The sequence below is a fragment of the Oribacterium sp. HCP3S3_B9 genome, assembly GCF_052064255.1.
Taxonomy (GTDB): Bacteria; Bacillota; Clostridia; order Lachnospirales; family Lachnospiraceae; genus Oribacterium.
Genome location: NZ_JBQHVY010000003.1, coordinates 166,204 through 185,835 on the forward strand (window position 1 = coordinate 166,204; position 19,632 = coordinate 185,835).

Sequence of the window (19,632 nt, forward strand, 5' to 3'; positions counted from 1 at the left end):
GATATGCTTTCCGGCTCTTCCAGAAAGCATATGTGCCGACAGGTTCACTTTACAGTACGCTTGCGTAAGCCGCCTTCGCACCCTGTTCACGGATGAGGGTGAGGTTCTGTACGGTCGCCTCCTCGAAGCCGGCGATCTCGGTGAGATCCTGGCCCCAGAACTCGGTGTTGGTCATCACAGCGTGTACGAGGGTCTTCACATCGTCATCCTTGTGTGCGAAGTAGAAGTCGAGGACGAAGGCGTCGTCCTGAATCTTGTACTCGTTGCCTGCCGGACGCTTGCATACGAGGCCATCCTCCTCACGACGCTGGATATCACAGCTGTAGAATGCCATGTACGCTGCGAAGCTCATCGTGAGCACTGCCGGAAGCTTACCGAACTTCTCAACATACTCGAGGAAGGAAGGCATATTTCTCGCTCTCCACTTCGAGGTAGAGTTGAGAGAAATGCTCATCAGCTGGTGATCAACGAACGGGTTGTTGAAACGATCCTCAACCGCAGAAGCGAACTTCTCGCAATCCTCCTTATCCAGCGGAAGGATCGGGATGATCTCATCCTGGAGCATCTTGTTCATGTAGTCACGGATGACCTCGTCGTGCATGCAGTCACGCACGATGTCGAAGCCTGCGAGGTATGCACCGAGTACGAAGCCGGTGTGTGCACCGTTCAGGATTCTTACCTTTCTCTTCTTATAAGGAGCAACCTCTGGAACGACATGTACATTTACGCCGGCCTTCTTGAACGGAAGCTTGTCCTCGAGCTCCTTCGGTCCCTCGATGTACCATACACCGAATACCTCGCCGACATCGGTCAGCGGATCGGTGTAACCGTTCTCCGCCTCGAGCTCTGCAACCTCCTTCGGATCGCGGATACGGCCCGGAACGATACGGTCTACGAGTGTGGAGCAGAACAGAACCTTCTCGTTTACCCAGTTCTTGAAGTCCTCGCCGAGGCCCCACTCATCGATGTGACGGTTTACGATCTGCTTCAGCACCTGACCGTTCGCGTCGATCAGCTCGCAGGAGAGAACGACGAGTCCGCCCTTGCCGGCCTTGAAACGCTCATAGAGCACTCTCGTCATCTTACCAGGGAAGGAAACCGGCGGCTCCTGATCGAACTTCGTGTCCGGATCATAGACGATACCGGCCTCGGTGGTGTTCGAAACGATGTACTCGAGATCATCCGACTTTGCAAGCTCCAGGAGTGCCTTAAAGCCCTCTGCAGTATACGGATTGATGCAGTCCTTGACAGCGGAGATCACACGCTTGTTGTTCACCTTCTGACCATTCTCAGAACCACGAAGGTACAGGGTGTAGAGACCCTCCTGCGCATTGACATACTCGGTGAGACCCTGTGCGATCGGCTGAACGAGGGTCACCTTACCGTTCCAGTCCGCATGCTCGTTTGCCATATCGAAGAAATAGTCAACGAATGCACGGAGGAAATTACCCTCGCCAAACTGCATCACCTTCACAGGTGCATCCTTCAGGACATATCCCTGATAACCAGACTGCTCAAGTACCTGATAATTTAACTTCTCCATCTTAATTCGTTCCTTTCAGCTGTGAAATGCTCTAAAAATCGATGTCTATGCTTACCAGGGCAGCGCTTCCCTGCTCTTTATGTAAGCGCTTACATAGAATATATGCTTCTTCTCAAAATATGTCAATCAGAAAATCAGAATTCCCGAAAAGAAACGCAGAATTCGTCAAAAGAAACGAAAAAACCGGCCTGTTTTATGCTGATAGCACAAAAAGCCGGTTGATATCCCTCTTCTCCTGTTCACATTGATTTCCGAATCAGTCCCGCTTTCTGAGGTGCTCCGGATCGAGCTCCGGGATCATCTCCTTCGTGATGACCTGCAGCATCTCGTCGAGCTTCGCGAGGTCCTCCTCAGAGAAGCGTTCCTCGAAGCGCTTCACGACTTCATCGAGAAACTGGTAGCTACGGTGATAGTAGTTCTCGAGCTTTTCCGTCGGGTGGAGGTAGAACTCGCGGTGGTCTTCGTCCGACTGCACCTTCTCGATATATCCCTTCTGGACGAGTGCATTGACTTTATATGCCGCGTTCGGAGCCGAAATGCCCATCATCTTCGCAAACTCCGCCACCGTCGGCTCCCCGAGCGCCTTGATGCACTCGAGACTGAAGGCCTCAACCGAGGTCAGAGACTCATCCCGGCTGCTTTCCTTCGAAAAGACCCGCTTGTAGAAGTGGATGCGGAAGCGATTATAGAGATCGGCGATAGACTGGTTCAGCATGTAGCACCTTTTCCTTTAACTTACATTTCGTATGAACAGTTCGATTATATCATGCTCTCGCCGATTCTATACAATTATTTTACTGTACCGCGAAGGTGAGCTCCGCCTGCACAGCGGTTTTTCCGTTGATGGTGGCGACGGCGGTACCCATGCCGACCGGGCCGTGCATGCGGGTGAGCTCACAGTGGAGCTCGAGGACGTCGCCCGGACGTACCTGCTTCTTGAAGCGGGCGTTCTTGATGCCGCCGAACAGCGCGATCTTTCCCTTATTCGCCGGCATGCTGAGGAGCGCGACGGCGCCGGTCTGTGCGAGGGCCTCGATGATGAGGACGCCTGGCATCACCGGATACTGCGGGAAGTGTCCCTGGAAGAAGGGCTCGTTCACCGTGACGCACTTTCGTGCATCGGCAAACTTTCCCGGCTCATAATCCACCACCTGATCGATCAGGAGAAACGGATAGCGGTGTGGGATGATCTCCTTGATCTCATCGACACGGAGCGGATGCGCTGCGCGTGCCGCCTCGACCGTGGCTGCGTTTTCGCCCGCTTCCGAAGAAGCGTGCATCTCTGCTGCCGCTGCGGTCATGATCTCAGCATCCGCCTCGGAAACAGACGGGTTCGTGTTCATCTCTTCTGTCATGGCATCTCCCTTCAGGCCTTCTTGAAAATCAGGCAGGCGTTGTGTCCGCCGAAGCCGAGGGAGTTCGAGAGGACGTAGTCGAGCTTCGCCGCACGTCCTTCGTTCGGCACGATGTCGAGGTCGCACTCCGGATCCGGCACCTGGTAGTTGATGGTCGCCGGGATGAACTGCTCCTCGAGGGCCTTCACGCTGAAGAGGGCCTCGACGCCGCCGGCCGCACCGAGCAGGTGACCGGTCATCGACTTCGTGGAGGAAACCGGAATCTCGTAGGCCTTCGCTCCGAAGACCGCCTTGATGGCCTTCGTCTCACAGGCATCATTGAGATGCGTGGAGGTACCGTGGGCGTTGATGTAGGAGATTTCCTCTGGCTGGATGCCCGCGTCTGCGATGGCGAGGCGCATGCAGTCGGCACCGCCCTCGCCCTCCGGGTTCGGGCTTGTGATGTGGTAGGCGTCGCAGTTCGCGCCGTAGCCGACGATCTCTGCGAGGATCTTCGCGCCACGGTGGAGCGCATGCTCACGCTCCTCGAGCACCAGGATGCCGGCACCCTCGCCCATGACGAAGCCGCCACGCTCCTGATCGAACGGGATGCTCGCGCGCTTCGGGTTCGTCGCAGCGCAGAGGGCACGCATGCTGGCGAAGCCGCCGATGCCGAGCTCCGTGATGCTCGCCTCGGTGCCGCCAGCCACCATGACGTCCTCATAACCATCACGGATGCGGTGGAAAGCGTCGCCGATGGCGTTCGAGCCGCCGGCGCACGCGGTCACCGGACAGGTGCACATGCCCTTGAAGCCGTGACGGATCGCAACGTTCGCTGCCGCCATGTTGGAAATCGCCATCGGAATGAAGAACGGAGACACACGCTCGAAGCCACGCTGAAGGGCCTTCGTATGCTCCTCCTCAATGGTGCTGAGGCCGCCGATACCGGACGAGATGATAACGCCCATACGGCTCGCCTCATATTCCTTCGGGCCGATGCCGGCGTCCGCGGCGTCGGAAGTCTTCAGCTCCGCTGCGCTCCCGATGCCGCTCTCGCGGATCGCCTCCTCGGCAGCCACGATGGCGAACTGCGCATAGCGCGACATATGCTTCTGCTCACGACGGTCGATGATGGCAGACGGATCGAAATCCTTCACCTCACCGGCGAGCTTGATCGTGAAATTTTCTGTATCGAAATGGGTGATCGGGCCGATGCCGCACTGTCCGGCGCGGATGGCTGCCCAGGAAGTCTCTGTATCATTGCCGGTCGGATTTACCGTACCGAGACCGGTGACGACGACTCTACGTTTATTCATTGTGTTCTCCTATATTTCTATATTAACTTTATCAGCAGCCCATGCCGCCATCCACACCGAGTACCTGACCGGTGATATAGCGGGCGTCGTCCGATGCCAGGAAGGCCGCCGCCTTCGCGACATCCTCCGGGCGTCCGAACTGGCGAAGCGGAATCTGCTGCAGCATCGCTTCCTTCACCTTCTCCGGCAGCACCTTCGTCATGTCGGTGTCGATGAAGCCCGGGGCGATGGCGTTCGCGGTGATGCCGCGGCTCGCATACTCGAGGGCGGTGGTCTTCGTGAGACCGATGAGACCAGCCTTCGAGGCCGCATAGTTCGCCTGGCCGGCATTGCCATGCACGCCGACGACGGAGGAGATGTTTACGATGCGTCCGGAGCGCTGGTGCAGCATTTCCTTTCCGACGTACTTCGTCATCAGGAAGGCACCACGCAGGTTCTTCTCGATCACGAGGTCGAAGTCCTCTGCGCTCATGCGAAGCATCAGATTGTCACGTGTGATGCCCGCGTTGTTGATGAGCACATCGATGCGTCCGAAGCGCTCGAGCGCACTCTTTACGAGACCCTTTACGGCGTCCTCGTCAGATACATCCGCCTGCACAGCGAAGGCATCGACGCCTTCCGCCTGGCAGAGTGCAACCGTTTCCTCGGCGGCGGAAGCATTCCCCGCATAATCCACGAGGATGTGATAGCCATGACGCGCGAGCTCCACCGCGATGGCACAGCCGATCCCCCGGCCTGCACCGGTGACGATCGCTGCACCTGTGATCTTTTCTGTCGTTTCTGACATTTGTTTTTCCTCCGGCTGTTTCCAGACAGTCACTTCTGTTCCTGTGGAACACTGTATTTATAGAAAAATTGCGTTAAAAATGGGTTTCTTCGACGCGACGCTGCGGGCGCTCTGCCCTCAGGCTTCCGCACAGAGCTTCGCGATGTCCTCAGAGGTCTCGATCGCGGTGACCGTGAACTCCGTGATGCCCATATCGCGGGCGACCTTCTTTACGAAACCGGCGAGCGTATGGCCCGGGCCGATCTCGATGAAATTCGTCACGCCGTCCTCAAACATCTCACGGAGAATCGCCTCCATGCGGACCGGCTTCTGCACCTGCTCTTCGAGAAGCTCCGGGATCGCCCGGCGAAGTCCAGCGAGGGTCGTCGCCGTCGTGGACTCCACGGATGCACTGACCTCCTCACAGGTCCCGCCGAGGTAGTTAAACATCACCGGGCACTTCGGGCGCTGAAAACGGATGCTCTTAAAGTAGCGTGCGAGCGCATCGCCAGCGCTCTTCATAAAGACGGTATGGAACGGTCCGGACACGCGAAGCGGGATGCTCTTGCCGCTGCCACTCGCGCTGATGATTTCGGCCGCCTTCGTGACAGCTGCCTTCTCACCACCGATGACGATCTGTCCCGGGCAGTTCAGGTTGCAGAGAGAAACGATCTTTCCGGTCTCGAGCTGCGCCTGACGGCAGACCGTCTCGAGATCCTCAGCCGCTACACCGAGGACCGCGCTCATGCCGCAGTCGATGCCCTCGGACGCAGCCGCCATGCTGGCACCACGGAAGGCGACCATGTTCACCGTGGTCTCTGCGTCCATCACCTCTGCCGCCTCGAGTGCCGAGTACTCACCGAGCGAAAGGCCGGCGGTCACATCCGGACGGATGCCATGTACACGGAGGATCTCGGTCACGCCACAGGCGAAGGCCACCATCGCCGGCTGGGTGTAACGGGTCTCGTTGATGACACCATCCGGATCCTGGAAGACGAGACGGTGGAGATCATAGTTCTGATCGACGCCCTCGCCCCCTGCAAACTCCTTACGGAAGTCCTCACTCTTCGTATAGCGCTGAAGCGCATCGCTGACACTGTCAAACACCCGGCGGAACTCCGGATAATCACGGTACAGATCGGCACCCATGCCGACATACTGGCTGCCCTGTCCTGCGTATAAAAATGCTGTTTTCATGTTCTACCTTTCTATCTGCTTTCGATGACGGCCCGCGTGAGGCTACGCCACCGGAAATGCATCCTTTCTCACGTCCACCGACGCTGCACGAAACGCGCTTCGATTTATCCCTGACAGATGTCCTCGAGGATCTCCGCGAGCGGTCGAATCGTATGCAGCTGTCCGCATACCTGCCCAGCCATCAGGGAGCCGGTCTTCACATCGCCCTCGAACACGGCGCGACGGAGGGAACCCAGGGTGAACTTCTCGAGCTCCATCTTATCGGCGCCAGCCTTCTCCTGCTTGATATAGGCGACGGTCATCTGGTTTTTCAGTACACGCACCGGTGTACCGCCGATCCGTCCGGTCACGATGGCGTCACTGCCCTGTGCCTTCAGAAGCGCGGCCTTATAGTTCTCATGGATCGGGCACTCCTCTGCGGACAGCAGCACCGTACCGATCTGCACGCCACAGGCACCGAGGGCCATGGCTGCCTCAAACTGACGGTGATCTGCGATCCCGCCGGCCGCGATGACCGGAATCGACACGGTGTCCACACACTGCGGCACCAGGGTCATCGTCGTCATCTCACCGACATGTCCGCCGGACTCACAGCCCTCGGCGATGACGGCGTACGCACCGAGGCGCTCCATCAGCTTCGCGAGGATCGGGGCACCGACCACCGGAATCACCTTGATGCCGGCCTCCTTAAAGGCCGCCATATACTGTCCCGGATTGCCGGCACCGGTCGTCACCACCGGCACCTTCTCTTCGATGCACACCTGCACAAACGCCTCCGTGCATGGATTCATCAGCATGAGGTTCACACCGAACACCGGCTCGTAATCCGGTGTCGCAGCCTCCTCGATCAGCTTCCGTGCGGTCCGGATCTCGGTACGAAGCTCCTCCGCCGAGTGGATACCACCGGTTCCGATGAGGCCGAGCGCGCCGGCACAGGCACAGGCCGCCGCGAAGCGACCCGTGGCGATGTTGGCCATACCGCCCTGGATGATCGGATATTTCGTTCCCAGTAATTCATTCAGTAATGTCATATCTCTCCTTTACCGTGTCGGTGCGTCATAGCTCAGGATGCAGCCGCCCCAGGTGAGTCCGCCGCCGAAGCCTGCGAGGATCAGTCGTTCGCCACGCTGAAGGCGTCCCTGCTGCTGCATATCGTAAAGCGCCGTCGGAATCGATGCAGCGCTGGTATTTCCAAGCTTTTCCATATTCATAAAAAACTTCTCTGCCGGCCAGTGCATCGCCCGGTAGACATGCCGGATGATGCGGGCATTTGCCTGATGGCAGACCACATGATCGATGTCCTCCATCGTCTCGCCGGACTGTTCGAGCAGGCCGCCGATGATGCGCGGGATGATGTCACAGGCGAACATGAACACTTCCTTACCGTCCATCAGCATATGGTCAATGCAGACGGTCTCTGCGTTCGTCTCCTCCCGCGCTTCATACGCACCCGTATAGACCCCCGGCGCGAGGATCACATCGGATCCGCGGGAGCCGAAAAGACGTACGTACGGTGCCGCTTCTTCTCTGTTTCCCGCTGTTTCTGTGCACTCGATCACGGCTGCACCCGCACCATCGCCGAAAAGAATCGCGGTGGAGCGGTCCTCCATCGAGAGGAGACGGGACAGCTGCTCTGTGCCAACCACGAGGGCATAGCGCCGGCCGCTCACAGCGGCGAGGCTGCGTGCGACCTCGAGGCCATAGATGAAGCCGCTGCAGGCGGCGTTGATGTCGAGGGCCGGCACCTCCGGAAGCCGGAGCTCCCGCTGAAGGATCGCTGCGATGCTCGGGGTTGCGAGGTCTGCGGACATGCTCGCCACGACGATCGCGCCGATGTCCGACGCCGGAACGCCCTGGCTTTCCGCCTCTGCGAGTGCCTTTCCGGCCGCCTCGATGGCGAGGGTCACGGCACTTTCCTCTGCCGTGCAGAAGCGGCGTGCGTGGATACCGGTACGTGGATAGATCCAGGCATCGGAGGTATCCATCTCCAGACTTAAGTCGTCATTGGTCACCAGTCGGCCCGGATACGCGGCCCCGAGGCCGATGAGTTTCATTTCGTTCAAGGTTTCTCCTCACTTATGTCAAAGCGCCTCCGCACCGGGCGACAGTGGTGTTCACACGCCGCTGCGCACCGGTGTACGCGGTGCCTGCGCTCACAATTAAATATTCCGGTACTTCTCCTGGCGCTGCTTCCGAACCTCCTCCGGGCTCAGCTTCAGAAGGTCATTCAGGCTCTTTTCAAGCACGATGTCGAGGCTTGCATAGAGGCGCTCCGGATCGGTCTGCGCACCGCCGAGCGGCTCCGGGATCAGATGATCCGCGACACCGGCCTCACGAAGATCGCGGGCGGTCAGCTTCATGACCTCGCAGGCCTCCTCGTGACGGCCTGCGTCCTTCCAGAGGATCGAGGCGAAGCCCTCCGGGCTCAGTACCGAGTACACGGCGTTTTCGAGCATGAGGATCTGGTTGGCAACGGAAATCGCAAGCGCTCCGCCGGAGTTGCCCTCACCGGTGACGACCGCGATAACCGGCACATGCAGGCTGCTCATCGCCGCGAGATTCCGTGCGATGGCCTCACCCTGTCCGTGCTCCTCTGCCTCCATACCAGGATAAGCACCCGGCGTATCGACGAAGGTGATGATCGGGCGGCCGAACTTCTCGGCCTGCTCCATGAGGCGAAGGGCCTTACGATAGCCCTCCGGACGCGGCATACCGAAATTGTAACGGATATTCTCTTCCATCGTGCGGCCCTTGCGATGCCCGAGAACGGTCACCGGCATGCCCTTGTAGCGGGCGATGCCACCATAGATGGACGCATCCTCATCATAGAGGTGATCCCCCTTCTGCTCGAAGAAGTCGGTGAAGAGATGCTCGATGAAATCGTCGATGTGCGGACGCTTCGGATGACGGGCCAGATAGACACGATCCGCCGCCGAGAGATCCGCACACTGGGCGAGCAGCTGTGTACGCTCCTGGTCCAGACGGCGGATTTCCTCCGCATTGGCCTCCATCTCTTCTTTCGTCAGTGAAAGCGTATGGATTCTCTGTTCGAGTGCTTCGGCCTGTTCGATGATGTCTTTAATCATGCATTTACCTCCCTGGTGGTGACCGCTCCAGGCTGCACGCCGGAATCGACATGCAGCTTCAGGATGTCGGTCAGTACATCGCGCATCTCACTGCGCTTCACGATGCGGTCCACGAAGCCGTGGTTCTCGAGATACTCAGCACGCTGAAAGCCCTTCGGGAGCTTGCGGTTGATGGTCTGCTCGATAACACGTGGTCCGGCGAAGCCGATCAGTGCGCCCGGCTCTGCGAGGGTGATGTCCCCGAGGGTCGCGAAGCTCGCGGTGACGCCGCCTGTGGTCGGGTGGGTCAGGAAGCTGATGTAGAGACCGCCGTGCTCGCTGAAGGTCTCGATGGCTGCGCTGGTCTTCGCCATCTGCATGAGGCTGTAGATGCCCTCCTGCATACGGGCGCCGCCGCTTGCGCTGAAGATGAGGAGTGGCAGATGATGTGCGTCGGCATACTCGACCGCACGGGTCACCTTCTCGCCGACCGCACGGGACATGGAGCCCATGAAGAAGCGGCTGTCGAGGACGACCGTCACGAGGCGGATGCCCTCGATGGTGCCGACCGCGGAGATGACGGACTCGGAAAGGCCGGTCTTCTCCTCCTGCTTCTCGATCTTCTCCTTATAGCCTGGGAAGCCCAGCGGATCCTCGGCCGCGATATCTCGATCCAGCTCCTTGAAGCTGCCTGGATCGAGGATCAGCTTGAGACGATAGTAGCCGCCGAGCGGTGCATACTTTCCGCAGGTCGGACAGATGAAGCAGTTCTCCTCCCATCTACGACGGAGTGCACGACGTCCGCAGCTCCGGCAGGTGATGAAGCTCGACGGGATCATCACCGCCGGAAGACTCCGACCGCTGCTCTTCTCTCCCTCTGCCTTCGTATCCGCCTTCGCCTCTGCCTTTTCTGCCTTCTCAGCACCCGCGCTCTTTCCGGCAAGCGGCCAGGTAAAGTGAACACCGACGTGTCCGATCATATCCTCCCGGGCCTTCTTCTCGAACGCACGGTTCTTATACAGCTCATAAACCTTCTTGATAGGCGACTTCATGGCCCACCTCCTATATAAACCTTCTCTTTAGAACAGCCCGATTTTCTGATGAAAACCGAGCTGAACGCTTACATATACTCTGTTTTAGTTCTGGCAGTAATCAACGAGATCCTGTACGGTCGCCATCTTGCCGATCTCGCCATCCGGGATAGTCTTACCAAGTGCATCCTCGAGGGCCATGTGCAGCTCTACGAGCGAGAGGGAATCCACCTCGAGGTCCTCCTGGAAGCGTGCCTCCGGGGTAACCTTCTCCTCATCACATGCGAGTGTATCTACGATAATGTCCTTAACCTGCTCGAAATCCATTTTGTTCTCCTTTTGCCGTAGCCCGGCGATTCATCTTATGTTTGTGTTCTGTTTACGAGTATTTATAGTTAAACATTTTTTATTAAAATATTTTAACTTTTCTCGCGATGGTGCATAGAATACGTGAAATAGCATAGGAAGTCAATGGAAGAAATTCAGAAGTGGAAATAGTTTTGAAAACTATGACAAACGGAGAGGAATGGAAAAGACGCATTTCCGTCCTTTTCATCCTCTCCGTTCTTTAAAAAATTTGAACTATGTATATTTTTTTAAATAATCGATGAACCATGTTTCGTATCTGGAGTCAAAGGGGTCTGACCCCCATAGGGCAGAATTCAGGTTCTCTCCGCAAGCAAATGGGGGGCAGACCCCATGCTTCTCACCACTTCATCGAAGCCGGTGAACACAGCTTCTTACCTGTTTTCAGGCGATCACCTCGACCTGGCTGCCGCCGGCGCGGTCCTTCGTGACGACGAGCTGCTTATCGATCTGCTGCTTCAGCTCTCCGACATGGGAGATGATCCCGACGAGGCGATGCCCCTCGGTGAGCTCCGCGAGTGCCTGGATCGCCGCATGCAGCGAATCCTCGTCGAGGGAGCCGAAGCCCTCATCGACGAACATGGTGTCGAGACGGATGCCGCCGACGCTCGAGCTGATCTCGTCGCTGAGTCCGAGGGCGAGGCTGAGGGAGGCCTTGAAGGACTCTCCACCCGACAGCGTCTTCACCGAACGCAGTGTTCCGTTATAGTGGTCGAGCACGTCCAGCTCGAGGCCCGATTGCGATTTGATATTGTCGGCACTCTTCCGACGCACGAGCTCATACTGCGCATCGCTCATGATCATGAGGCGCGTGTTCGCCCGCCGAAGGATGCGGTCGAAGTACGTCGTCTGGATGTAGGTCTCGAGCGTCATCTTCTCGCTGCCGGCTACCGTGCCGTTTGCGGTGTTCGAGAGCTCGCTCATCCAGGCATAGTGCCGCTCCTTCTCGCTGAGCTCTGCTGCGCCCTCCTTGATTCGTGTAAGCTGCGCCTTATTCGTCTCTATACGGGCAATGACACCATCGGCCTCCGCCCGCCGCTGCTGTCGGAGACCGCTGAGGCGTGTCTGCTCCGCCCGCTCCGTCCCGGCATCATACTGCGCACCTTCCGCCATCTTCACCTGCTCCGAAAGCTGCTGCAGCGAACCGCGCAGCTCCGCGAGTGTCTTCCCTTCGGCACGAAGCGCCTGCTCTGCCTGTGCGAGTGCCGCGTCGGCCTGGGTCCTAAGACCATCGAGGCGACTGATTTCTGCCCGGGCTTCGCGTTCCGTCGGGAACGGAAGCTTTGCCTGCTGCTTTTCGATTTCATCATGGGTGGCCTTCTGTGCCGTCTGCAGCTCGATCTGCTTCGCCTCCGCCTGTCGGATTTCTCCGCTCAGTGCTTCGAGCTTCCGCTCTGCCTCCGGGATCTGCTGTTCAAGGCCAGTTTTTCGCTTGGACCGAAGCGTCAGTTCCTGTACGGCAGCCTCAAGCGTGCCTGCTGCTGTCTGCGTGTCGGCACACGCCGCCTGCACACGCTGGTAGCCCTCGTTCAGTACCGCGGCGGTCACCACCACGGTTCCGGTCGGTGCCTGTGCGTCGCTGTGCTCCGATGGCCTACGTACCGCGTCCTCGTGCTTCGTTTCTGTCGTGCCCTCGCAGGTTGCGGCTGCCTCCGGTGCATCCGGGGTCTGCATCTTCACATCACCGAGGAGCATCGCACACTGCTGCAGCACATGCTGTGCCGAGGCCTCGTAGTCACCCTTCAGTCCATTGGCAGTCCGGCTCTTTTCATCCATCGCCCGGTGAAGCTGCTCCGACAGCTGCTGTGCCTTCTGCACATCGGCTTCTGTCGGTGCCGTCTCGGAAAGGGTCGCGAGATGACTCTCTTCGGTGATGACATGCCCGCAGACCGGACAGGTATCCCCTGACTTCAGATCGCGTGCGAGGATACCCGCCTGCTCACAGAGAAACGCCCGGTTTCGCTCCTTATAGGAAGCATCTGCTTCTTCGAAGCGGGTCATCGCCGTCTTCAGGGCCTCCTGTGCCGTCTTCAGCGCACGATGCTTTCGGCGGAGCGCCTCATAGTTCGCCTGCAGGGAACGGAGTTCACTCTGCTTCCGTGCATTGGCCTCCTGCGCCGCCTGCTTCGTCGCAAGCTCCGCCTCCACACTACCGAGGGTCTGCAGCTCCCGCTTCGCTGCTTCGAGCTGCTGCTGTCCCTTCGTCTGCTTCGCTGTCCGCTTCGCCTGTTCGGAAATCAGCTTGTCGAGCGCCTTCTCCCGCGCCGTCTGTGCCTGCAGAAGCGTACTGAGCTCCGCGTACTGCGGCAGCATCTCTGTGAGCACGGTGATCCGGCGCTCCAGTTCTTTTCGTTCCGGCTCCCGCGCCTGCTCCGCTTCATAGCGCTTCTGCAGCACGTCGAGCTTCGGCTCCGCCTCCTCGAGCTGCGCCTTCGTACGGTCGAGATCCGACTGCAGCTTCTGATACGCTCCGAGCGCCGTCAGGTGGCCGCTGATCTTTTCGAGCGCCGCGCTCGCCTCGTTGATTTCCGTCTCGAGCTGTCCGCGTCGCATCTCGTCGTCCGCGATGATCCTCTCGAGCAGTGTCAGCACGTCCGCCGTCAGCATCGCCCCTTTATGCGCGTGCTCCAGTTCGACAGAGAGCGGGCTCAGCGGATCCGCCGTCGTGGACTGCACATAGTGCTCGATGGCCTTCCGCGCATCCTCCTTTTCGACGAAGAGCCGCTTCGCATCGCTCAGGATCTGCATCTGCAGTGCCTTATAGTGCTCGGTCTCGAAGAGCTTTCGGAAGATTTCCTGGCGCTCCTTCGTGTCCGCGAGCAGCAGCTTCAGGAAGTCGCCCTGCGCGATCATCGCGATCTGCGAGAACTGCTGGTGGTTGACGCCGAGTATCTCCAGGATCTTCCGGTCGACCTCCCGCGGCTTCGTGAGCACCTCGCCGTCCGGCAGCGTGAGCTCTGCGTCCGCCTTCTGGATCGTCGTGCCACCGCCACGCTTCGCCGGGCGCTCGTACTCCGGATTTCGCTTCACGGTATAGTCCTGCCCACGGTAACGGAAGCACATCTCGACCTCCGTCGGGGTCTCCGGCTCCGCATACTTCGAGCGCAGCATCCCGGCGGTCCGGTTCTCACCCGAGGCCTCGCCGAACAGAGCGAAGGTGATCGCGTCGAAGATCGTGGTCTTGCCGGCACCGGTGTCGCCCGTGATGAGATAGAGCCCGCGTTCGCCGAGCTTCTCCATATCAATTTCTGTCACACCCTTATAGGGTCCGAAAGCGGATAGCTTTAATTTCAGTGGTCGCATTCTATGCCTCCCAGATTTTCTCCATCTGCGCCTGTACGTAACGTGCCTGCTCCTCGGTCATCTCCTTATGGTTCTGCTTCTCGAAGAGCTCTGAAAACAGGTCGAGCGGTGACTTCTCCTCGAGCTGTTCGAGCTCCAGACGCTCACTGCCCTGCCCACGCGTCCGCGCGTTGTCATAGTCAAGCTTCATCAGGTTCGGGTAGATCACCTGCAGGTGCCGCGCCGCGTCCGGGATCTCGATCTCGTCGGTGAGCGTCGCGTGGATGTAATCGTCCGTCGCCGTGCCCTCGTAGTTCGCGCGCAGCGTAAGCTCCTCATAACTGCCACGGATCTCCCGCATGTCATGAAGTGGCCGGAGTTCCCGTGTGCTGATGCAGACGTCCACCACGCCGTCTGCTTTCTTCTCCCCGATCTCGACGACCGTCACGGACTTGTGATGGCGAGCCTCCGAAAAGCTGTATTTCAGCGGGGTGCCGGCGTAGCGAATGAGCGGACCACCTTCTTCTCCCATCTGCTGCGGTCCGTGCAGGTGCCCGAGCGCCACGTAATCAAACGGTGCAAACACCGATGCGTCGACGTTATCGCTGCCGCCGACGGAGATGTCCTCTGAGTCGGAGCGGCTCGCACCGGTCACGAATTGATGCGTCACGAGGAGGTTCCGGTGCGTCGGATCGATGTCCATGTGCGCGATCGCGACCCGCATGGCATCCGTGTAGCTCTCGATGGTCTCCTCCGGGTAGAAGCGACGGACATTGGCCGGCTTCAGGAACGGCAGGAGATAGACATCGACCGGTGGACAGGTGGATGCAGCTGCGGAGGTCGACGCTGATTCTACGGAGTGGGTACCGGCGTTCAGGTCGACAGCATTGGCGGCGGAGAGCGTGACGGACGCGGCTCTGTCCGGGCAGGTGATGCGCTTCACGTGGCCGTCGTACACCGGTGAGAGGTAGATGCCGGAGCGGTCCATGAGACGGTTTCCGAAGGCGATGCGCTCCGGCGAGTCGTGGTTGCCCGCGATGATGAACACGCGCAGCCTAAGCGCGGCGAGCTGGGTGAGGAACTCGTCGAAGAGCTCGACCGCCTCCGCGCTCGGAATCGCCTTATCGTAGATATCGCCGGCGAGGATGACGCCACCGTCCGGCCGCTCCTCGCGCAGGATCGTGAGAATCTGTTTCAGAATGTAACGCTGATCCTCCAGCATCGGAAATGCATTGACGCGCTTCCCGATATGAAGATCCGCGAGATGGATGAATTTCATGGTAAATCCTTTCGAACACTATCCTATTTCAGCCACACCGACATTAAGCTGGTAAGCTTTCACACGTATTTTATTATAAATGATTTTTCTTATATCAAGGAATGATTTTCCACTTTAACAATTCAGGGATATTGTGCCCTTATTTTTCAATAACATTCATTTTCAGAACAGAATCGCCTGCATTTTATATTTTCCGCCCACTCATTTCATTAAAATAAAAATATTTAATATTGATTATAAGTTATACTATGAGTATATATCTGTCATTACCGCTGAAGAAAGGAGGCGCTTTATGAAGAACCTGAAGAAGCTGACGATTCTGCATTCGAACGATATGCATGGTGATTTCCTCGAGGAGGAGATCGACGAGAAGCTGGTGGGTGGTGTGTCACTACTCTCCGGCTATGTCAACAAGGTCCGCCGGGAGGAGCGGAATGTGATCTATGCCGTCGCGGGCGATATGTTCCGTGGCAGTGTCATCGATTCGGAGTATAAGGGCACCTCCACGATCGGCATCATGAACCTGGTCGGACCAGATGTCGCAACCATCGGAAACCATGAGGTCGACTACGGTCTCGCGCATCTCCTTTTCCTCGAAAAGTGCGCCGACTTCCCGATCATCAACGCAAATCTCCACATCAAGTCGAACGGTCGCCGCATGTTCCGGCCATACTGGATCGCGAAGCTCGACGGCATGAAGATTCTTTTCATCGGTATCATCACCGAGGAGGTCCTCGCTGCCACGAAGAGTGACGAGCTGATCGGCTCCTTCGTCGATATCGCGGAAGCCGCGCATGAGGTCGGCAACATCTGTAACGCGTACAATGCCATCGATATCGACTTCACCGTGCTCCTCACGCATATCGGCTTCGAGGAGGATAAGAAGCTCGCCGAGATGCTCGACCCGGACTGGGGCGTGGACATCATCATCGGCGGCCACAGCCATACACTTCCGGAGGCGCCGGCGAAGGTCAATGACATCTACGTCGTACAGGCCGGTACGGGCACGAATCAGATCGGCCGCTTCGACATCATGGTGGATACCGACCGGAACGCCATCGACAGCTTCACCTGGCAGATCATCCCGATCGACGACAGCCACTGCCCGCGTGACCGTGAGGTGGAGAACTTTATCCGACACTACCGGGATGTCACCTCTCAGAAGTACGATCGCATCGTCACCCGTTTCGCACATGAGCTGACACATCCGAAACGCAATCAGGAAACCTCGCTCGGTAACCTCATCGCGGATATCCTGCGCGACAGCTTCGCGATCGACCTCATGCTGATGGGCTCCGGTGCGATCCGAAGCGAGGTCCTCGGTCCGGTGGTGCACTACGGCGACCTCGTCGAGTGTCTGCCGTATGACGACGCAGTCTTCATGCTGAAGGTCACCGGCACGCAGCTCGAGCGCATGATCCGGCATATCCTCCGGGAGGATGCCTTCGTCGGCGAGCACACGGAGTTCTACCAGTTCTCGCATGGCATGCACATCGTCTGGTCCCGCAGCGCCCAGGCCTTCCGTGAGCTGACGCTCGACGGTGAGCCGCTGCACGCCGACCGCCTCTACACCGTCGCGATGCAGAAGTACCACTACACGAACCTGAAGCCGTTTCTCGACATCACCCTCGAGGAGGCAGAGGAAAACGGCAAGACCAGTGTACTCTCCACCTCGGCCCGCGATGTCGTCGAGGAGTACATCACCGTGAACCAGCACCTCGCACGCGAAGTGGAGGGACGTCTCGTCGTGGAGGCGTGATGCTCGCATCCCGCTGCCGCCCCTCCGGCCTGAACAGTAACAGCCGGTGAGCGGATTTTCTGCTCACCGGCTGATTTTTAATGGAGCCTTTAGTGGACATCTCTTGCTTGACTGCCCACCTCAGTATACATCCTATCTATTCATATCTCGTTCCCACTCCATGCTTCTGATATTTAGCATTACCGGTGCTGACATATGACCGATTTTCTCTTAGAACGGGAGCTGGATCTTCGGAAGTGAGCCGAGGAGGCTCTTGAAGGTCTCGACATAGCCCTTCAGTTCGCTGACGACATCGAAGAAATCGTCGATCTGACCGCTGTAGGCCTGGTAGGTGCGCTGAAGCTTACCGACCATATCGTCGATCTTTTCCATGGTTTCAAAGGCATCCTGCAGCTGCGTTTCGTAGGTCTGGAAGGTGCGGTAGATGTAGATGCCGAAACCGAAGAAGGTGATGAGCATGATCAGCACCAGTACGAGCACTGTAATCATGATGTAGCGGTTCCGCCGGATTTCGATCATCAGCTCTGCATTGGTCGGTCCCTCATAGCCGGCACCCGGCATGAAGCTGTCGCTGTTGCGGCGGGACTTCGCCTGCTTCGCGGCGGCTTCCTCTGCTGCGAGTCCACCGGTGTAGCTCGATGCATCTTCCTTTTTCACCGCCTGCAGCGGTACACCCATCCGCTCCGGATCGGCCGGACGGTTTTGGATGGCACGACGCGGTGGCTGGTTATGGGTCAGCAGCTCATTCGGATCGGCCGGGCGGCGCAAGCGCTCTGTTCTCGGCACGCCATTCACATCGTTTCGCGGTGCCCGCTTCTGCGTTCCTGCAGGTACGGTGCCGGCACCTGTCGTCGTATTCTTCAGCTCATCTGCCATCGCGGTTTCCCCCTCTTTATCGTCTGCAATAAGAATCAAAACTCATCATGATAAAGCCATTTTCTTCATGATAAGGACGTTCCTTTCAATCCGGTTTGAAATTTCATTTGAAGTAGTACAGATATATTTATTATACCACAGCGCCTCTTGCTTACCATCGGTCCATCAGAGGAAATTAATCGCCGAAGGTCAGCCGCATCTGGTGCCACTCGACGTTTCCATGTGTAGAGTCGCTGATGCCCTCATCCACGAAGCCGAAGCACGCGTAGTAGTGCACCAGGCGGTCCTTACAGGTCAGGACAAGGCCTTTTCGCCCCTGCTGCCGGGCGTCCTCGATGGCGCGGCGGAGCAGTCGTCCGGCGTAACCCCGATTCCGGTACGCCGGCAGAGTATTTACGCCGAAAATCATCTGCCATGCACCATGTTCGTCGTGCATCTCCGCACGCTCATACATCTCATCCGTGAGATCTGCTTCATCCGTCACGAAACCATCCACGAAGGAAATCAGCTGATCCCCCTCGTACAGCAGCCAGAAATGATCACCATAATACTGGATGCGCCCTTCAAACTCCTCCCGCGTCGCGGCCTCCGTTGCCGGGAAGCACGCAGCTTCCACTGCGGTGATCGCATTGATATCCACTATACGCGCATGTCGGATGTTAAACTCTTCACTCATTTTTTCCACACTCCAGGTTTGTTGAGCTTATACTATCTTCACTGTACAGTAGCCAGTCGATGGCGCGTTCGAACCAGTCGGCGATGTGGAGATCGATCTCGCGATGCTTCGTCGGTTCGACGACCTCCTCGGTCGAGAGACTGAGGCCATGCACACCCTTCGGATAGAGGTGGTACTCCACCGGGATGCCGTGCTCGACGAGTGCGTTCACGAGGAGCAGCGAGTTCTGTACCGGCACGGAATCGTCCTCGACGGTCTGCCATACGAAGGTCCGCGGAGTCGATGCGTGCACCTGGGTCTCGAGCGAGAACCAGCGGCGTGCGCGTTCGTAATCCGTATCCTCACCGTACTTCGCGATGAAGTCCTCTCGTTTTCCTAGCAGACGCTCGAAGCTTCCGGGATGACAGAACGCTCCAGAACTGATGACCGGATAGCAGAGTATCAGTCCATCCGGACGGAAGAGCTGCGCAGGATCGGCCGAGGTCTGATGCAGCGCCTCCAGTACCTCGGTGAAAATCGGATCGCCGTTCCAGTCCGTATCATCGAAGTGAATGCCGACAGAGGCAGCAACATGTGCGCCGGCGCTGAAGCCGCATAGATAAACCGGCTCCTCCGGGAAGAGCTCCCGCGTCTTTCCGATGGCCCAGGCGACCTGTTTCAGCGGGCGTAAGCCGAGGATTTCGCTCGCACAGTCATAGTTGAAGACAAGTGCACGAAAGCCATAGGCGTTAAAGGCATGGGCGATTGGTTCCCACTCCCGGTGGCTGAGAAAGCGGTAGCCGCCACCCGGAATCACGATCACCGTGCCACACTGCTTTCCAGTATGTACCGGATGCGGATAGCCCGGAATCGATACGCCTGTCTGCATCGCCCGATTTGCGCACCCACTGAGCGGATCAGCGAATTTCTCAGCATTGGCCCCGGAAGAGCCATGGGCACGCGCTGCGGTGAGGGCATCTGAAAAACCACCCTGGATGGCCTGCGCCTGCGCGGCGACGTTCAGCGGGAGCCGACCGGCGGAAAGCGTAGCCTCCTGGGCTTCCTCGTAGATCAGTTTTGCATCGTATATACCTGTGTAAATCATACTTGCCTCCATCTATCGAAAAAATCACGGGGCCTCGACGTTTCGAGCATCCCCGTGA

At 58.1% G+C, this 19,632-nt stretch carries 17 protein-coding genes; 1 reads left to right on the forward strand and 16 read right to left on the reverse strand.

The genetic code is table 11. From position 1 onward, the window contains the following. Positions 1-49: 49 nt before the first annotated feature. The 13 genes from ACTNC3_RS03480 to ACTNC3_RS03540 all read right to left on the reverse strand — a co-directional run bounded on the left by ACTNC3_RS03480 (position 50) and on the right by ACTNC3_RS03540 (position 15,179). On the reverse strand, positions 50-1,543 hold the full coding sequence (locus ACTNC3_RS03480) for a tagaturonate reductase (RefSeq protein WP_441226466.1): 1,494 nt from the start codon (positions 1,541-1,543) through the stop codon (positions 50-52). A gap of 256 nt (positions 1,544-1,799) precedes the next feature. Further along, on the reverse strand, positions 1,800-2,258 hold the full coding sequence (locus ACTNC3_RS03485) for a MarR family winged helix-turn-helix transcriptional regulator (protein ID WP_410042782.1): 459 nt from the start codon (positions 2,256-2,258) through the stop codon (positions 1,800-1,802). A 79-nt stretch (positions 2,259-2,337) separates the two neighbouring features. Then, complete coding sequence (gene fabZ, locus ACTNC3_RS03490; RefSeq protein ID WP_410042823.1) at positions 2,338-2,742, reverse strand: 3-hydroxyacyl-ACP dehydratase FabZ; 405 nt, start codon at positions 2,740-2,742, stop codon at positions 2,338-2,340. 167 nt (positions 2,743-2,909) lie between these two features. Next, on the reverse strand, positions 2,910-4,193 hold the full coding sequence (gene fabF, locus ACTNC3_RS03495) for a beta-ketoacyl-ACP synthase II (RefSeq protein WP_410042783.1): 1,284 nt from the start codon (positions 4,191-4,193) through the stop codon (positions 2,910-2,912). 31 nt (positions 4,194-4,224) lie between these two features. After that, on the reverse strand, positions 4,225-4,980 hold the full coding sequence (gene fabG, locus ACTNC3_RS03500; RefSeq protein ID WP_441226467.1) for a 3-oxoacyl-[acyl-carrier-protein] reductase: 756 nt from the start codon (positions 4,978-4,980) through the stop codon (positions 4,225-4,227). Between the two features lie 117 nt (positions 4,981-5,097). Continuing rightward, positions 5,098-6,156 carry an ACP S-malonyltransferase gene (locus ACTNC3_RS03505; RefSeq protein ID WP_441226468.1) on the reverse strand — a complete coding sequence of 353 codons (1,059 nt, stop codon included), beginning with the start codon at positions 6,154-6,156 and terminating at the stop codon, positions 5,098-5,100. Between the two features lie 104 nt (positions 6,157-6,260). After that, positions 6,261-7,187 (reverse strand): nitronate monooxygenase, encoded by a 927-nt coding sequence (locus ACTNC3_RS03510; RefSeq protein ID WP_441226469.1) that lies wholly within the window; start codon positions 7,185-7,187, stop codon positions 6,261-6,263. 9 nt (positions 7,188-7,196) lie between these two features. Next, complete coding sequence (locus ACTNC3_RS03515; protein WP_410042824.1) at positions 7,197-8,210, reverse strand: ketoacyl-ACP synthase III; 1,014 nt, start codon at positions 8,208-8,210, stop codon at positions 7,197-7,199. Positions 8,211-8,315: 105 nt separating this feature from the next. After that, positions 8,316-9,242: an acetyl-CoA carboxylase carboxyltransferase subunit alpha gene (locus ACTNC3_RS03520; protein WP_410042787.1), complete on the reverse strand. Its 927-nt coding sequence runs from the start codon at positions 9,240-9,242 to the stop codon at positions 8,316-8,318. Continuing rightward, positions 9,239-10,273 carry an acetyl-CoA carboxylase, carboxyltransferase subunit beta gene (gene accD, locus ACTNC3_RS03525; protein ID WP_441226470.1) on the reverse strand — a complete coding sequence of 345 codons (1,035 nt, stop codon included), beginning with the start codon at positions 10,271-10,273 and terminating at the stop codon, positions 9,239-9,241. The genes ACTNC3_RS03520 and accD overlap by 4 nt, the downstream gene beginning before the upstream one ends. Positions 10,274-10,357: 84 nt before the next feature. After that, positions 10,358-10,579 (reverse strand): acyl carrier protein, encoded by a 222-nt coding sequence (acpP, locus tag ACTNC3_RS03530; protein ID WP_410042789.1) that lies wholly within the window; start codon positions 10,577-10,579, stop codon positions 10,358-10,360. A 423-nt stretch (positions 10,580-11,002) separates the two neighbouring features. Beyond that, positions 11,003-13,921, reverse strand: coding sequence for an AAA family ATPase (locus ACTNC3_RS03535; protein ID WP_441226471.1), 2,919 nt, complete (start codon positions 13,919-13,921; stop codon positions 11,003-11,005). 1 nt (position 13,922) lies between these two features. Beyond that, entirely contained in the window at positions 13,923-15,179 is a 1,257-nt protein-coding gene (locus tag ACTNC3_RS03540; protein WP_441226472.1) for an exonuclease SbcCD subunit D, read from the reverse strand. Between the two features lie 292 nt (positions 15,180-15,471). On the opposite strand from ACTNC3_RS03540, the gene ACTNC3_RS03545 reads away from it, so the two are divergent. Beyond that, positions 15,472-16,938, forward strand: a complete 1,467-nt coding sequence (locus ACTNC3_RS03545) for a bifunctional metallophosphatase/5'-nucleotidase (RefSeq protein ID WP_410042792.1) — start codon at positions 15,472-15,474, stop codon at positions 16,936-16,938. A 210-nt stretch (positions 16,939-17,148) separates the two neighbouring features. On the opposite strand, the gene ACTNC3_RS03550 is transcribed toward ACTNC3_RS03545, so the two are convergent. The 3 genes from ACTNC3_RS03550 to ACTNC3_RS03560 all read right to left on the reverse strand — a co-directional run bounded on the left by ACTNC3_RS03550 (position 17,149) and on the right by ACTNC3_RS03560 (position 19,574). Next, positions 17,149-17,814, reverse strand: coding sequence for a hypothetical protein (locus ACTNC3_RS03550; protein ID WP_441226473.1), 666 nt, complete (start codon positions 17,812-17,814; stop codon positions 17,149-17,151). A gap of 175 nt (positions 17,815-17,989) precedes the next feature. Then, positions 17,990-18,490 carry a GNAT family N-acetyltransferase gene (locus ACTNC3_RS03555; RefSeq protein ID WP_441226474.1) on the reverse strand — a complete coding sequence of 167 codons (501 nt, stop codon included), beginning with the start codon at positions 18,488-18,490 and terminating at the stop codon, positions 17,990-17,992. Beyond that, positions 18,483-19,574 (reverse strand): alpha/beta hydrolase, encoded by a 1,092-nt coding sequence (locus tag ACTNC3_RS03560; protein ID WP_441226475.1) that lies wholly within the window; start codon positions 19,572-19,574, stop codon positions 18,483-18,485. Before ACTNC3_RS03560 ends, ACTNC3_RS03555 begins: the two co-directional genes overlap by 8 nt. Between the last annotated feature and the right edge of the window lie 58 nt (positions 19,575-19,632).

Excerpts from the sequence above, each read along its gene's own strand:
- ACTNC3_RS03480 (WP_441226466.1), bottom strand. The coding sequence starts at position 1,543 with ATGGAGAAGTTAAATTATCAGGTACTTGAGCAGTCTGGTTATCAGGGA.
- ACTNC3_RS03485 (WP_410042782.1), bottom strand. The coding sequence starts at position 2,258 with ATGCTGAACCAGTCTATCGCCGATCTCTATAATCGCTTCCGCATCCAC.
- fabF (WP_410042783.1), bottom strand. The coding sequence starts at position 4,193 with ATGAATAAACGTAGAGTCGTCGTCACCGGTCTCGGTACGGTAAATCCG.
- fabG (WP_441226467.1), bottom strand. The coding sequence starts at position 4,980 with ATGTCAGAAACGACAGAAAAGATCACAGGTGCAGCGATCGTCACCGGT.
- ACTNC3_RS03505 (WP_441226468.1), bottom strand. The coding sequence starts at position 6,156 with ATGAAAACAGCATTTTTATACGCAGGACAGGGCAGCCAGTATGTCGGC.
- ACTNC3_RS03510 (WP_441226469.1), bottom strand. The coding sequence starts at position 7,187 with ATGACATTACTGAATGAATTACTGGGAACGAAATATCCGATCATCCAG.
- ACTNC3_RS03515 (WP_410042824.1), bottom strand. The coding sequence starts at position 8,210 with ATGAAACTCATCGGCCTCGGGGCCGCGTATCCGGGCCGACTGGTGACC.
- ACTNC3_RS03520 (WP_410042787.1), bottom strand. The coding sequence starts at position 9,242 with ATGATTAAAGACATCATCGAACAGGCCGAAGCACTCGAACAGAGAATC.
- accD (WP_441226470.1), bottom strand. The coding sequence starts at position 10,273 with ATGAAGTCGCCTATCAAGAAGGTTTATGAGCTGTATAAGAACCGTGCG.
- acpP (WP_410042789.1), bottom strand. The coding sequence starts at position 10,579 with ATGGATTTCGAGCAGGTTAAGGACATTATCGTAGATACACTCGCATGT.
- ACTNC3_RS03535 (WP_441226471.1), bottom strand. The coding sequence starts at position 13,921 with ATGCGACCACTGAAATTAAAGCTATCCGCTTTCGGACCCTATAAGGGT.
- ACTNC3_RS03540 (WP_441226472.1), bottom strand. The coding sequence starts at position 15,179 with ATGAAATTCATCCATCTCGCGGATCTTCATATCGGGAAGCGCGTCAAT.
- ACTNC3_RS03545 (WP_410042792.1), top strand. The coding sequence starts at position 15,472 with ATGAAGAACCTGAAGAAGCTGACGATTCTGCATTCGAACGATATGCAT.
- ACTNC3_RS03550 (WP_441226473.1), bottom strand. The coding sequence starts at position 17,814 with ATGGCAGATGAGCTGAAGAATACGACGACAGGTGCCGGCACCGTACCT.
- ACTNC3_RS03555 (WP_441226474.1), bottom strand. The coding sequence starts at position 18,490 with ATGAGTGAAGAGTTTAACATCCGACATGCGCGTATAGTGGATATCAAT.
- ACTNC3_RS03560 (WP_441226475.1), bottom strand. The coding sequence starts at position 19,574 with ATGATTTACACAGGTATATACGATGCAAAACTGATCTACGAGGAAGCC.